The sequence below is a fragment of the Niallia circulans NBRC 13626 genome (assembly GCF_001591585.1).
Taxonomy (GTDB): domain Bacteria; phylum Bacillota; class Bacilli; order Bacillales; family Cytobacillaceae; genus Niallia; species Niallia circulans.
Map to the genome: position 1 here is coordinate 1 of NZ_BCVE01000042.1, position 12,718 is coordinate 12,718.

At 37.0% G+C, this 12,718-nt stretch carries 11 protein-coding genes; 1 reads left to right on the plus strand and 10 read right to left on the minus strand.

Annotation, left to right across the window (positions count from 1 at the left end; genetic code table 11):
- Nucleotides 1-209 precede the first annotated feature (209 nt).
- The 4 genes from gatB to BCI01S_RS24180 all read right to left on the minus strand — a co-directional run bounded on the left by gatB (nucleotide 210) and on the right by BCI01S_RS24180 (nucleotide 4,512).
- Nucleotides 210-1,637 (minus strand): Asp-tRNA(Asn)/Glu-tRNA(Gln) amidotransferase subunit GatB, encoded by a 1,428-nt coding sequence (gatB, locus tag BCI01S_RS24165; RefSeq protein ID WP_047944996.1) that lies wholly within the window; start codon nucleotides 1,635-1,637, stop codon nucleotides 210-212.
- A gap of 12 nt (nucleotides 1,638-1,649) precedes the next feature.
- Nucleotides 1,650-3,107 carry an Asp-tRNA(Asn)/Glu-tRNA(Gln) amidotransferase subunit GatA gene (gene gatA / locus BCI01S_RS24170; protein WP_047944997.1) on the minus strand — a complete coding sequence of 486 codons (1,458 nt, stop codon included), beginning with the start codon at nucleotides 3,105-3,107 and terminating at the stop codon, nucleotides 1,650-1,652.
- Between the two features lie 14 nt (nucleotides 3,108-3,121).
- Nucleotides 3,122-3,412, minus strand: a complete 291-nt coding sequence (gene gatC / locus BCI01S_RS24175) for an Asp-tRNA(Asn)/Glu-tRNA(Gln) amidotransferase subunit GatC (protein WP_047944998.1) — start codon at nucleotides 3,410-3,412, stop codon at nucleotides 3,122-3,124.
- Between the two features lie 269 nt (nucleotides 3,413-3,681).
- Nucleotides 3,682-4,512, minus strand: a complete 831-nt coding sequence (locus BCI01S_RS24180) for a VanW family protein (protein WP_047944999.1) — start codon at nucleotides 4,510-4,512, stop codon at nucleotides 3,682-3,684.
- Nucleotides 4,513-4,671: 159 nt separating this feature from the next.
- Here BCI01S_RS24180 and BCI01S_RS24185 point away from each other — a divergent pair, with 159 nt between their 5' ends.
- Nucleotides 4,672-5,121: a MarR family winged helix-turn-helix transcriptional regulator gene (locus BCI01S_RS24185; protein ID WP_061801319.1), complete on the plus strand. Its 450-nt coding sequence runs from the start codon at nucleotides 4,672-4,674 to the stop codon at nucleotides 5,119-5,121.
- Between the two features lie 51 nt (nucleotides 5,122-5,172).
- On the opposite strand, the gene BCI01S_RS24190 is transcribed toward BCI01S_RS24185, so the two are convergent.
- From BCI01S_RS24190 to pcrB, 6 genes are all read right to left on the minus strand, one after another.
- The gene (locus BCI01S_RS24190; RefSeq protein ID WP_047945001.1) at nucleotides 5,173-5,601 is read right to left on the minus strand and encodes an organic hydroperoxide resistance protein; all 429 of its coding nucleotides are present in this window, start codon (nucleotides 5,599-5,601) and stop codon (nucleotides 5,173-5,175) included.
- 179 nt (nucleotides 5,602-5,780) lie between these two features.
- Nucleotides 5,781-6,239 carry a YueI family protein gene (locus BCI01S_RS24195; RefSeq protein ID WP_047945002.1) on the minus strand — a complete coding sequence of 153 codons (459 nt, stop codon included), beginning with the start codon at nucleotides 6,237-6,239 and terminating at the stop codon, nucleotides 5,781-5,783.
- Nucleotides 6,240-6,406: 167 nt separating this feature from the next.
- Complete coding sequence (locus tag BCI01S_RS24200) at nucleotides 6,407-7,522, minus strand: CamS family sex pheromone protein (RefSeq protein WP_047944696.1); 1,116 nt, start codon at nucleotides 7,520-7,522, stop codon at nucleotides 6,407-6,409.
- Nucleotides 7,519-9,543: an NAD-dependent DNA ligase LigA gene (ligA, locus tag BCI01S_RS24205; RefSeq protein ID WP_047944697.1), complete on the minus strand. Its 2,025-nt coding sequence runs from the start codon at nucleotides 9,541-9,543 to the stop codon at nucleotides 7,519-7,521. The genes BCI01S_RS24200 and ligA overlap by 4 nt, the downstream gene beginning before the upstream one ends.
- A gap of 17 nt (nucleotides 9,544-9,560) precedes the next feature.
- Nucleotides 9,561-11,792 (minus strand): DNA helicase PcrA, encoded by a 2,232-nt coding sequence (gene pcrA, locus BCI01S_RS24210; protein WP_061801320.1) that lies wholly within the window; start codon nucleotides 11,790-11,792, stop codon nucleotides 9,561-9,563.
- Nucleotides 11,793-11,846: 54 nt separating this feature from the next.
- On the minus strand, nucleotides 11,847-12,539 hold the full coding sequence (gene pcrB / locus BCI01S_RS24215) for a heptaprenylglyceryl phosphate synthase (RefSeq protein WP_047944699.1): 693 nt from the start codon (nucleotides 12,537-12,539) through the stop codon (nucleotides 11,847-11,849).
- Nucleotides 12,540-12,718: the final 179 nt, after the last annotated feature.

A 12,718-nucleotide genomic window follows, 5' to 3' on the forward strand; every position in this document is an offset into this window, starting at 1 on the left:
TTTGGCTGATTCTCCACTCGCTTTGGCTGATTTCCTCTTCGCTTTGGCTGATTTCCTCCACACTCAGCTGCCATTTAACATCAGCTATTATAGAAATCTACTTAATCCCACCTTTATAATGCGATTTTTGTCATACTATCCTCCTTTCTCCATAAAAAAAGCTGCCAACAAAGAACATTTGCTGACAGCTAGAAAGATAAATCTAATTATTATCTTTTATTCATTTCCTGAACTAATAACTTGTTGACCATTTGTGGATTTGCTTGCCCTTTTGTTGCTTTCATTAATTGCCCAACAAGGAAACCTATTGCTTTTTGTTTTCCGTTTTTAAAGTCTTCAATGGATTGAGGGTTATTATCTAACACTTCACCAATAATTTTCAGCAATGCACCTTCGTCGGAGATTTGCACTAGACCCTTCTCTTTCACAATGGCCTCTGCATCGCCGCCGTTTTCAATCAGCTCTTTAAAAACTTGTTTCGCAATCTTACTGGAGATTGTCCCATTTCCAATCAGCTTAATCATGCCGGCAAGGTTTTCTGGAGTAAGCTTTACTTCAGCCAGCTCCTTTTGTTCGGCATTTAAATAAGCAGAGACATCGCCCATTACCCAGTTAGAAGCTAACTTTGGCTCGGCTCCATTTGCCACAGTACCTTCAAAGAAGTCAGCCATTTCCTTCGTAACAGTTAATACTTTTGCATCGTACTCAGGTAGGCCCCATTCTTCCATATAGCGCTTCTGTCTTGCATCTGGCAACTCTGGAATTTCCGCACGGATTCTTGCCTTCCAGTCTTCATCAATATATAAACCTGGTAAATCCGGCTCAGGGAAGTAGCGATAATCATCGGAACCTTCTTTTACACGCATTAACAATGTCGTACTTGTTGCTTCATCAAAGCGGCGTGTTTCCTGATTAATAACACCACCGGAAGAAACAACTTCTCTTTGACGTTGCTCTTCGTATTCTAATCCTTTGCGGACAAAGTTAAAGGAGTTTAAGTTTTTCAGCTCTGTCTTTGTTCCAAATTCCGCTTGTCCTACTGGACGAATGGAAATGTTGGCATCACAGCGCAAAGAACCTTCTTCCATTTTACAGTCAGATACACCAGTGTATTGAATGATGGATTTCAATTTTTCTAAATATGCGTATGCTTCATTTGGTGTACGAATATCTGGCTCAGAAACGATTTCAATTAATGGCGTTCCTTGACGGTTGAAGTCCACTAACGAATATCCTTTCTCATGATTCAATTTTCCAGCATCCTCTTCTAAATGAACCCGAGTAATGCCAATTCTTTTTTTATAGCCATCGACTTCAATTTCAATCCATCCATGTTCACCAATAGGCTTATCAAATTGAGAGATTTGGTAAGCTTTCGGATTGTCGGGATAAAAATAGTTTTTACGGTCAAATTTCGTTTCTGTAGCTATTTCACAATTTAATGCCATAGAAGCTTTCATGCCATATTCTACAGCCTTTTTATTTAAAACAGGCAGTACACCCGGATATCCTAAATCTACTACTGTTGTGTTTGTATTTGGTGCAGCGCCAAAATGGTTAGGACTTGCGGAAAATATTTTTGATTGTGTTTTTAACTCTACATGGACCTCTAGCCCAATGACTGTTTCAAATTCCATTTTTTTCACCCCTTACAGCGTTGGTTTTTGTTTATGATAGTCTGTAGCCTGTTCAAACGCATACGCTACTTTATAAACAGATGCTTCATCAAAGTGTTTTCCGATAATTTGTAAACCAAGCGGTAAACCGTTAGAGAATCCACAAGGAACAGAAATACCTGGAACTCCAGCAAGGTTCACTGGAATCGTTAAAATATCATTTGCATACATTGTTAAAGGATCATCTACCTTTTCTCCCAATTTAAAGGCAGGAGTCGGTGTAGTTGGACCAACAATTACATCATATTTTTCAAAAACATCTTCAAAGTCTTTTTTAATAAGCGTACGTACCTTTTGTGCTTTTTTGTAATAAGCGTCATAGTAGCCAGAGCTTAAAGCAAAAGTACCAAGCATAATTCTACGCTTCACTTCATCTCCAAACCCTTCAGCACGAGAACGCTTATATAGATCGATTAATGTTTCCGCATTATCTGTACGATATCCATAGCGAACTCCATCAAAACGAGATAGGTTTGCTGATGCTTCTGAAGAAGATAGTAAATAGTAAGTTGCCAAGGCATATTTACTATGTGGCAGGGATACTTCTTCCCATGTTGCCCCTAATTTTTCCAATACTTTCAAAGCATCTAGAACTGATTGGCGCACAACTTCGCTGACACCCTCTGCCAGGTACTCTTTCGGCACAGCTATTTTCATGCCCTTAATATCACCAGTAAGCCCCTTTGTAAAATCAGGAACCTCTACATTTGCCGACGTAGAATCCATTGAATCTACTCCAGAAATAGCATTAAGTAAGAAAGCATTATCTTCTACCGTACGTGTAATTGGGCCGATTTGATCCAATGAGGAGGCAAATGCTACTAAGCCAAAACGAGAAATTCTTCCATATGTAGGTTTTAAGCCGACCACTCCGCAAAATGCTGCTGGTTGACGAATAGAACCACCAGTATCTGATCCAAGAGAAAATAATACCTCACCAGCTGCTACAGATGCTGCCGATCCACCTGATGATCCACCAGGAACAGTCTCAAGATTCCAAGGGTTTTTCGTCTTTTGATAATAGGAATTCTCGGTTGAAGAACCCATAGCAAATTCATCCATATTAAGCTTTCCAATTGTTATTGCTCCTGCTGCTTGCAGCTTGTCGATCACAGTAGCATTATAAATCGGCTGGAAATTTTCTAAGATTCTGCTTGAACAGGTTGTTCTTAAATTCTTCGTAACAATATTATCTTTGATACCAATTGGCATTCCAAATAAGCTGCCCGAATATTCCCCGTTCACTAATTTACTATCTAATTCACTAGCTTTGGATAAAGCATTTTCTTCATCTAATGTTAAAAATGCTTGTACTTTCTCATCTACATCTTTTATGCGACTATACGATTCCTTCACTAAATCTGATACAGATATCTCTTTTTTATGTAATAGTTCTTGTAAATCTGTCATTTTTTGATCAAAAAGACTCATGTAGTTTCCCCTCCTTACTCCATAATAGATGGAACTTTAATTTGCCCATCTTGATGATCTGGTGCGTTACGTAAAACTTCCTCCACAGGCAGACCTTTTGTTGGTACATCTTCACGCAACACATTTTTCATATCTAAAACGTGGGAAGTTGGCTCGATTCCCTCTGTGTCTAGCTCATTTAGTTCTTCTGCAAAAGAAATAATAGCATCTAATTGCTTTTGAAAAAGCTCTGCTTCCTCTTCTGTTATTTCAAGTCTAGCAAGATTGGCAACATGTTTTACTTCTTCCTTTGTTATTCTTGACATTATGTATGTCACCTCCATCATTATACGTACAACACAATAATCTGATAATAGCAAACAAATCAATAGGAAAGCAACCGAAAGAAGGAATATATCTTGTCAGAAGGCGATTTCTACAAAAAATAATGTCTTTCCACTACCATAATTGAATTTCCATTAGCTATTCCATCTTTACATTTAAACAGTACCATTTCTCTTATTATACCATCTTGTCTAAGATGATTGTCCCTTCCTTTAGATACAAAAAAAGAAGAGTGGTTTTCTCTTCTTTTTTATGAAGTATTTTCCTCATCAGAGGTAAGGAGTGGCTCATACATCATTAATGCATGGTTTTCTGTAATATACTCTTCTTCCAATAATACTCCTCTCCTGTTATACTTTTTTCGGTAAATTTGGTTATGGCGGATATAACCTCCGAAATAAGCGGGGGTAATCTGATGTGCCTTTTCATATACATCATAATTGTATAAACTAGGCGATGCTCCTCTCCATTCTCCTATCAAATGAGAGTCCGTCACTTTCAGGTATAGTTGAAAAGGGGTATCTGTTTCATTCTTGATTTGCAGGTCTAAATAATTGTAGGAACAGGTTGCCCCACTTCCGAACGGCTGCGTCCTGTTAGAATCTGGAAAAACATCATAACTATGCCGATGTCTTTCCACTACGGTTAACGGCGTATGCAAGGTCATCCAATAAATAAGATTAGACAACTGACATAGTCCCCCGCCAACGCCCGTCCGATAACTTCCTGCAAAAAGAACCATGCCATCAACGTAACCTTTTTTATATGTCGGCCGTCCAATTGTTCTCCAATAGGAAAAGGTTTCTCCTGGTTCAAGTACAATCTGATTTATTTTGGAAACAGCGATTTTTAAATTAACAATTTTATTATATTGCAGCTTCATATCTACATCTTTTAGTTCTCTTAAAAGCATTGTTTTATGGGTAAAATAAGAATGGGGTAATAAAACGGTCTGTTTTTTCTTCGCATATCGTTTTCTTGCTAGTATCCATTGAACATATCTTTTGGTTGTATAATATTTCTTTCCGACATAAAGACGAAAGGCTGATCTTTTTTTTGGTCTTAACGCTGTGATATCCATGTACACTCTCCATTTTTTCCCTTTTTCTGTTTTATTTCGCTAATTACTTATAAACTCCTTCTTTTTCAGGCTATTCTCTGCAAATAGATAGGAAAAGGAAGCAAAATCCGCTACAATAGTTTATATTTAGAAGAAGACTAAAAAGCTAGGTGACCAAAAATGAATGAATTAGATGCATTAAAATTAGAAAATCAACTTTGTTTTCTTTTATATGCAAGTTCTCGTGAATTGACGAAAAAATATAAACCATTGTTGGAAGAACTCGATGTAACGTATCCACAGTACTTAGTACTTTTACTACTTTGGGAGCATAAAGGCCTTAGTGTAAAGGAAATGGGACATCATTTATATCTTGATTCGGGTACATTAACACCGATGCTAAAAAGAATGGAACAGCAACAGCTGCTAGAACGCAAACGTTCCCTTGAAGATGAACGCTCAGTACTAATTACATTAACGGAAAAAGGTGCTTCTTTACAACAAAAAGCTGAGTGTATTCCAACAGAGATCCTAAAACTTTTCGGAAAATCGAGCAAGGAAATCAATGATTTAAAGCAATCCCTTCAATTGCTTTTGGAAAATTTAACGAAACAACATAAGGAAATATAAAAAGAGAGAAGGAGGAATTTCAACTTCCTTCTTCTCTCTTTTACAAAAACATTAAGCTGTAACAACTTCTAATTGTACCTCGATATTACCTCTTGTTGCTTTTGAGTACGGGCAGAAATTATGAGCTTTGTGTACTAAATTCTCTAATACTGTCTTTTCAATTCCAGTTCCTTTTACAGATAACTTAACACTTAGTTTAAATCCTTGATCTGTTTCATCCTTTAATAAGCTGACACTAGCTGTTGTTTCAGATTCAAAATTAACTTTTTCTCTCTGTGCCATTAATTGTAGCGCACCATCAAAACATGCTGCATATCCTGCTGCAAATAATTGCTCTGGATTTGTTGCGTCTTCCAATTCCTTCGCTCTTTGTGTACCTGGCATAGCTGTATCAAATTGAATAACATAATCTTCAGATTCTACTCTTCCTTCTCTTCCTCCAGTTGCTGTAACAGACGTTGTAAGAATTGTATCGCTCATGATTCATTCCTCCAATAATATATTTTCATTACAATTATATTGTACACAATATAATTGCGCAAAACAAACATTTTTTACTTTCTTTCTTTTTTATTTACCTATTTCAAGAGAAGTAAACATGCCTGTAATGTTCATCCATAATAAAAAGCCCAAAAAGATTTTCTTTTTGGGCCATTCCCTTATTTGCTAAACCATTTTCCAATCGTCGTAAGCAATCCCTTTTTCTGATCTGCTTTTGAAGATTTCCCTGTAACTAAATCTGTTTTTTGCTCCCCGATATATATATCTTCTTTATTAATCGCATGATCATAAGCAATTAATAAACCAATATCACTGTCTGCCTCTTTGTTGGTTACAATCGTGTATTCCATATGTGCTTCGTTAGCTTCCTTGATATACTTCGATAAGTACGAATAGTCTAGATGACCATTTAAATATAGCTTCGCACCGGGATTCTGTTTCATTGCATCTAATATTTCCTTATAGGGGGCTGGTTCCATTACTTGTGATTGCTTTAATGCAATCACCACTCTTTCTCTTAGGGTACTGAGAAATTTTCTTCGTTCTTCTGGCTTTGTTTCCTTCGCCCCATACATCCCCTTTTGCATATATTCATCTAAGTTAGGGTTTGATGACATACTCACAACTCCTTTAAATAGATTCCTCTTTCCATACTATACTCTAATCTGCTAGTAAAAAACCTTGTACCTTTTTGAACTTTTTTTGTCATCATACAAAAAAGGAGAGACAAGCATCATTCATTCCACTTTTTTAAGGGAAGCATGATGCTTAACACTCTCCATCATTATTGATAAATATGAATATACGGCTCTTCTGCATCTACATCACGAACAATTAATGCTTCTGGGCCATAAACAGATGTAATGCTAACCTGTACAGAAGAAGAATTATTTGGAGGGAAATGCTCCATCACCTTTCCTGCGACAAATTGTGTGAAGCCGAGCGCTTCTGCTTCTCCATAAAATTGAATCGGAATCTCGATACTTAAATTCTGCATTTTATCATTCACATAGAAAGCTCTTCCGACCACACCATTAAAGTTAGGAAAATATTTCTCGATATCTTGCTTGAAATAAGAAAATGCATCTACTTCTGATTTATATTTTGTATCAGAGCTTGGGAATAATACATATTTTTCATTAATACTTTCCCAATCACCAATACTATTACTATTTCCTGCTATCTTTGCGTAAGCGAAGAAGTTTCCAGGTACAACTGAAGAGCTTTCCTTTTGTTCAAAAAGAGAGATAATAATCGGAACCTGCCCAAGGCCTTCTACTCCTCTTATTCTTTTGACTACTTCTGCTGCAATTTTCTTTCCTTCTTTTTCAAGCTTTGTTCGATCAATTTTAAGCTCTTTGGCCGCTCCATTTTCTTCATAGGTGTATACAGAATTCATTGCTAAACCAATGGAAATCCCACCAAGCTTTAAGCTCTTATCATCCGTTTTCACCAAATAATCATGCTCCAGTATATGAGCTAAATAAACAGGTACTTTACCCTTATCCTTGCCAGATGGGTTTAGCCCATCAGGATTCTTTTCTGATTCTCTCCCTAGCCAGTTGGAAATTGTATCTTTATCTAAATACTGACCTTCTTGAAAAAAATATTCTTCAGGATCATAGGCATTTTGTGCGATTCTCATTAGGCCTGTTTCAAATTCAGCAATGTCATAACGTGTATTTAAATTATTTACAACTAATCCTCTTGCTTCTGAAGGCTTAAATGGGACCACTACCTTATAATAATCATCAGAGATTTTATAGTTCGGCAGAATAGCCGTTTCCGTCGTATTACTATCTACATCCTCTGTCTTTACTTTTTCTTCTTTATTAAAGTTTGGTGCACAAGCTGATAGAACCAATACTAGTACCAACACCATCATTACGTGTTTCTTCATTCGTTAAACACACCTTTATTCTTCAATTCTTCCATAAGTCTTTCCTCATCCCAAACTTCAATGCCTAGCTGTTCCGCTTTTGTTAGTTTGCTTCCTGCATCTTCCCCTGCAATTACTAAATCTGTTTTCTTTGAAACACTTCCTGTTATTTTACCACCTAATAATTCAATTTGTTCTTTTGCTTCATTACGAGAAAGCTGCTCGAGCTTTCCTGTTAATACAATTGTTTTGCCAGCAAAGGCTGAATCAGTCTCTTCCACTGCTACTGGTAATGGACCGGTATATTCCATATTAACGCCATACGTTTTAAGCTCGGTAATTAATTCGATTACTTCTTCTTGTTCGAAAAAAGTAACAATCGAATCAGCCATTTTTTCACCAATTTCGTTAATAGCTGTTAAATCCTCTTTAGCAGCTTCCATAAGCTGGTCCATTGTTTTAAATTCCATCGCAATTGTTTTGGCTGCCTTGGCTCCTACATGTCGAATTCCTAAACCAAATAATAGCCTTTCAAGGGAGTTTTGCTTTGATGCTTCAATTGCTTCTAATAAATTATGAACAGATTTTTCGCCCATTCTTTCTAATTGTATTAATTGGTCGAATTGTAAAGTGTATAAATCAGCCACATCTTCGATTAGTTTTTCGGAAAATAATTGGCTGATTACTCGCTCACCAAGTCCGTCTATATTCATTGCATTCCGAGAAACAAAATGAATCAAGCCTTCCCTAATTTGTGCTGGGCATTTTGGATTAATACATCGTAATGCCACTTCCCCTTCGATACGAACAAGTTCACTCTCGCATTCAGGACAATGAGTTGGCATCAGAAATTCTGCTTCTTCACCAGTTCTTTTTTCTACTAAAACATTTACTACTTCTGGAATAATGTCTCCAGCCTTTTTTATTACAACCATATCGCCAAGCTTAATATCTTTTTCTCTTATTAAGTCCTCATTATGCAAGGAAGCTCTTTTAACTGTTGTACCCGCAACCTTCACTGGTTCAAGTACTGCAGTAGGTGTAATCACACCTGTTCTCCCAACATTTAGTTCGATGCTTAGAAGCTTTGTCATTACTTCTTCAGCTGGAAACTTATACGCTATCGCCCATCTCGGACTTTTTACGGTTGTTCCAAGCTGTTCTTGATGTGCTAAATTGTCTACCTTTATCACAATACCATCTATTTCGTATGGCAAGTGAGGACGTTTTTCCTGCCAGCCTTCAATATATTGTAAAACATCCTCGATAGTTGCACATCTTTTTCTTTCTTTATTCGTCTTAAAGCCAAGCCTGTCTAATAAATCAAGGCCATCGCTATGGGATTGAATACCAGTCTGTCCAGCATCTCCAATCGCATAGAGAAAAATATCCAAGTTTCGAGAAGCCGCAATGCGAGGATCTAATTGGCGTAAGGAGCCTGCTGCAGCATTCCGTGGATTCGCAAATGGCTCTTCTCCATTTTCATCCTTCGCTTTATTCAGTGCCTCAAACGACTTTTTCGGCATAAATGCTTCACCGCGAACTTCTAAACTCACCGCCTGATTTAATCGGAGCGGAATAGAGCGAATTGTTTTGAGATTCGCTGTAATATCCTCTCCAGTGGTCCCATCTCCTCGTGTGGCTCCTTGCTCAAATAAACCATTCTCATATCGAAGAGAAACAGCAAGCCCATCTATCTTTAATTCACAAACATATGAAAAGTCATCACCGATAACTGCACGAACCTTCCGATCAAAATCACGTAAATCAGCTTCATTAAATGCGTTCCCTAAGCTCAGCATCGGCTTTTGATGCTGAACCTTTGAGAACATATCCAATACTTCTCCTCCGATTCTCTGGGATGGAGAATCATTAGTTTTTAAGCTGGGGAATTTTTCCTCCAACTGGATTAATTCATTTAATAATGCGTCATATTCCGAATCAGGAACAGAAGGATTATCCAGAACATAATATTCATATCCATATTGATTTAATAAATTATGCAGCTCTTTTACTCGCTTCTCTGCAAGGTTTTGTTCCATATATCCTTTTCCTTTCCTTATCCTTTTTGAATCGGTGCAAATTTAGCCAATAATCGTTTAATTCCTACTGGGCTCGGAAAAGCAATATCTAATTCTTTCGAATCGCCTTCGCCTTTTACACTTACAACTGTACCAGTGCCCCATTTTCCATGGACCGCTTTATCGCCTATGCTCCATCCGATTCCTTCACCACCTGTTGCAACTGCCGCAGGACGAATAACAGCCTTTCTCGTTGGCTGTTGTTGTGTATAAGAGCTTCGACTACTATTGTGAGGAGAAGCCATTCTTTGCCTATTTGAAACTGGATTTAATCCTTCTAGTAAATCTTCTGGAATTTCTTTTACAAAACGAGAAGGTGGATTCATATTGGTACGTCCAAATAATGTTCTCATCTGTGCATTTGTTAAATATAATTGCTTTTCAGCTCTCGTAATGCCTACATATGCAAGGCGACGCTCTTCCTCCATTTCCGTTTCTTCCATTAATGAACGGGAATGAGGGAATACACCTTCTTCCAGACCAATTAAGAAAACAATCGGGAATTCCAAACCTTTTGCAGAATGCAAGGTCATTAAGACAACCGAATCCGCTTGATTTCCGTCATCATCTAACTTATCAATATCAGCAACCAATGCTAAATCTGTTAAAAAGGCAATTAACGATTTATCATCATTAGCTTCCTCAAAGTTCTTCGATACGGACATAAATTCTTCAATGTTTTCTAATCTACTTTGAGCCTCAATCGACTTTTCTGCCTTTAGCATATCTACATAACCAGATTTATCAATAACTTCTTCGACAAGTTCTGTTACAGATAAATATTCCTGCATTCTTGTATAATTTTGAATCAAATCGCGGAATTCACTGGCAGCTTTTGTAATCTTTGGACTTAAACCAATTAATTCAACAGCTTCTAATGCTTGATACATAGACATATCATGCATTGCTGCGAAATTGGCTATCTTATCAACAGAACTAGAGCCAATTCCACGTTTTGGAACATTAATCACCCGTTGGAAACTAATATCATCATCCGGATTAGCGATTAAGCGAAGATAAGCAAGCGTATCCTTAATTTCCTTTCGATCATAGAACTTTATACCTCCAACAATCGAATATTCAATATTGGCTTTAAGAAGCATTTCCTCCATGACACGAGATTGTGCATTTGTTCGATACAGAATAGCTATATCTGATAAATTTAGAGAGCTTTCTCTTCTTAATTCTTGAATCTTTCCAATAACAAATTGTGCTTCCCCTTGTTCGCTATCCGCTCGGTAATAGTAAATTTTGCTTCCATCTTCATTTTCTGTCCATAAGTTTTTATCTTTACGACTAGAGTTATTAGCAATGACCTGGTTTGCAGCCTGTAGAATTCTTTTGGTGGAACGATAGTTTTGTTCCAGCATTACTACTTTTGCATTTGGATAATCCTTTTCAAAAGAAAGGATATTTGAAATATCTGCACCACGCCATGCATAAATAGACTGATCAGAATCACCAACTACACATAAATTGCGGAATCGACTTGCTAGAAGCTTGACTAGCATGTATTGCGATCTATTCGTATCCTGGTACTCATCCACATGAATATACTGAAATTTACGTTGATAGTATTCCAAAACTTCCGGTACTCTTTGAAATAAATTAATGGTCTGCATAATTAGATCATCGAAATCTAATGCTTGGTTCTTTCGTAAACGTCTTTGATATTCTGTATATACATCACTAACTATTTGTGAGAAGTAGTCGCCAGCAGTCTTCGCAAATTCCTCTGGAGTTACAAGTTCATTTTTGGAAGAACTAATACTTGCTAGAATAGCACGGGGATCATATTTCTTCGGATCGATATTACGGTCTTTTAAAATACCTTTAATAACGGATTGTTGATCAGTTGTATCCAAAATTGTAAAATTACGGTTGTATCCAATTCGATCAATATCTTTTCTTAAAATTCGTACACACATAGAGTGAAAAGTTGATATCCATATTTCTTCGCTTGCTCCGCCTAAAACAGCTGCTATCCTCTGACGCATTTCCTTCGCTGCTTTATTGGTAAACGTAATTGCTAAGATATTGTATGGATTGACTCCCTTTTCCACCATAAGATAAGCAATTCTTTGTGTTAAAACTCGGGTTTTACCACTTCCTGCCCCGGCCATTATTAAAAGAGGACCATCTGTTGCTTTTACTGCTTCCTTTTGCTCAGGATTTAATCCATTTAAAATTTTATCTGTTAAAAATTGCATCTTTTCACCACCATAAGAACATATATTCTATTTTAACCTAGCTTTATTGTTTATTCAATGCTTGCTCTTTTTCATTTCAACTGTGTTTAATGCGGCTGATAGGTCTTTATAAATAACGTTTCCGACTACAATGACATCAGCATATCTTCCCATTTCCTCTGCCTGTTCTACTGTCTCAATTCCTCCACCGTAAAACAGGACCGTCTCGTTCAATTGACTTTTAGCCGCTTTTACAAACGAAGGGTCTCCATAACTCCCGCTGTATTCCATATAAAAAATAGGCAAATGAAACATCTTCTCTGCCATTAAAGCATAGGCTGCAATATCTTCTTCTGATAAATTTGTTTTTGCACTCGTTAATTTCGCAGCTTTACAATCTTCGTTTAAAACACAATAGCCTTGAATGAGAAATTCATCCCAATCCATTAGTTCTCCGTATTCCTTCACTGCTTCATGATGAAGACCAGTTATCCATTTTGTATCACTGCTATTTAAAACAGTAGGAATAAAATATAAATCAAATCCGGGTGAAACCGAATCTATTGTTGACACTTCTAATATACAAGGAACTGTATAGCGACGGACACGAGCCATGAGATTCAATACATTATCTAACGTAATCCCATCTGTTCCACCAATGATGATTGCATCTGTACCAGATTCGCATAAACTTTCTAATGCTTCATCTGAAATTTCCTTATTTGGGTCTAATTTAAATACATGACGCCATTCGCGCACATCATACATGCAAACTTCCTCCATTCTAACCATTACATCATTTCATTATAGCATTAGATATTCCATCAAAAAAGAAATCCTACCGTATAATTTCTTGTAAATTTTTCTTAGTGACAAGAAAAGCGCAGGGCACCCGGTTAGGAGCGTGTGGAATGGAGTGACCTTTCCTGAGATATAGGAAACACGGT

What these genes read in the sequence shown, in the direction of transcription:
- gatB (WP_047944996.1), bottom strand. Translation starts at nt 1,637, where the DNA reads ATGGAATTTGAAACAGTCATTGGGCTAGAGGTCCATGTAGAGTTAAAA.
- gatA (WP_047944997.1), bottom strand. Translation starts at nt 3,107, where the DNA reads ATGAGTCTTTTTGATCAAAAAATGACAGATTTACAAGAACTATTACAT.
- gatC (WP_047944998.1), bottom strand. Translation starts at nt 3,412, where the DNA reads ATGTCAAGAATAACAAAGGAAGAAGTAAAACATGTTGCCAATCTTGCT.
- BCI01S_RS24180 (WP_047944999.1), bottom strand. Translation starts at nt 4,512, where the DNA reads ATGGATATCACAGCGTTAAGACCAAAAAAAAGATCAGCCTTTCGTCTT.
- BCI01S_RS24185 (WP_061801319.1), top strand. Translation starts at nt 4,672, where the DNA reads ATGAATGAATTAGATGCATTAAAATTAGAAAATCAACTTTGTTTTCTT.
- BCI01S_RS24190 (WP_047945001.1), bottom strand. Translation starts at nt 5,601, where the DNA reads ATGAGCGATACAATTCTTACAACGTCTGTTACAGCAACTGGAGGAAGA.
- BCI01S_RS24195 (WP_047945002.1), bottom strand. Translation starts at nt 6,239, where the DNA reads ATGTCATCAAACCCTAACTTAGATGAATATATGCAAAAGGGGATGTAT.
- BCI01S_RS24200 (WP_047944696.1), bottom strand. Translation starts at nt 7,522, where the DNA reads ATGAAGAAACACGTAATGATGGTGTTGGTACTAGTATTGGTTCTATCA.
- ligA (WP_047944697.1), bottom strand. Translation starts at nt 9,543, where the DNA reads ATGGAACAAAACCTTGCAGAGAAGCGAGTAAAAGAGCTGCATAATTTA.
- pcrA (WP_061801320.1), bottom strand. Translation starts at nt 11,792, where the DNA reads ATGCAATTTTTAACAGATAAAATTTTAAATGGATTAAATCCTGAGCAA.
- pcrB (WP_047944699.1), bottom strand. Translation starts at nt 12,539, where the DNA reads ATGTATGATGTGCGCGAATGGCGTCATGTATTTAAATTAGACCCAAAT.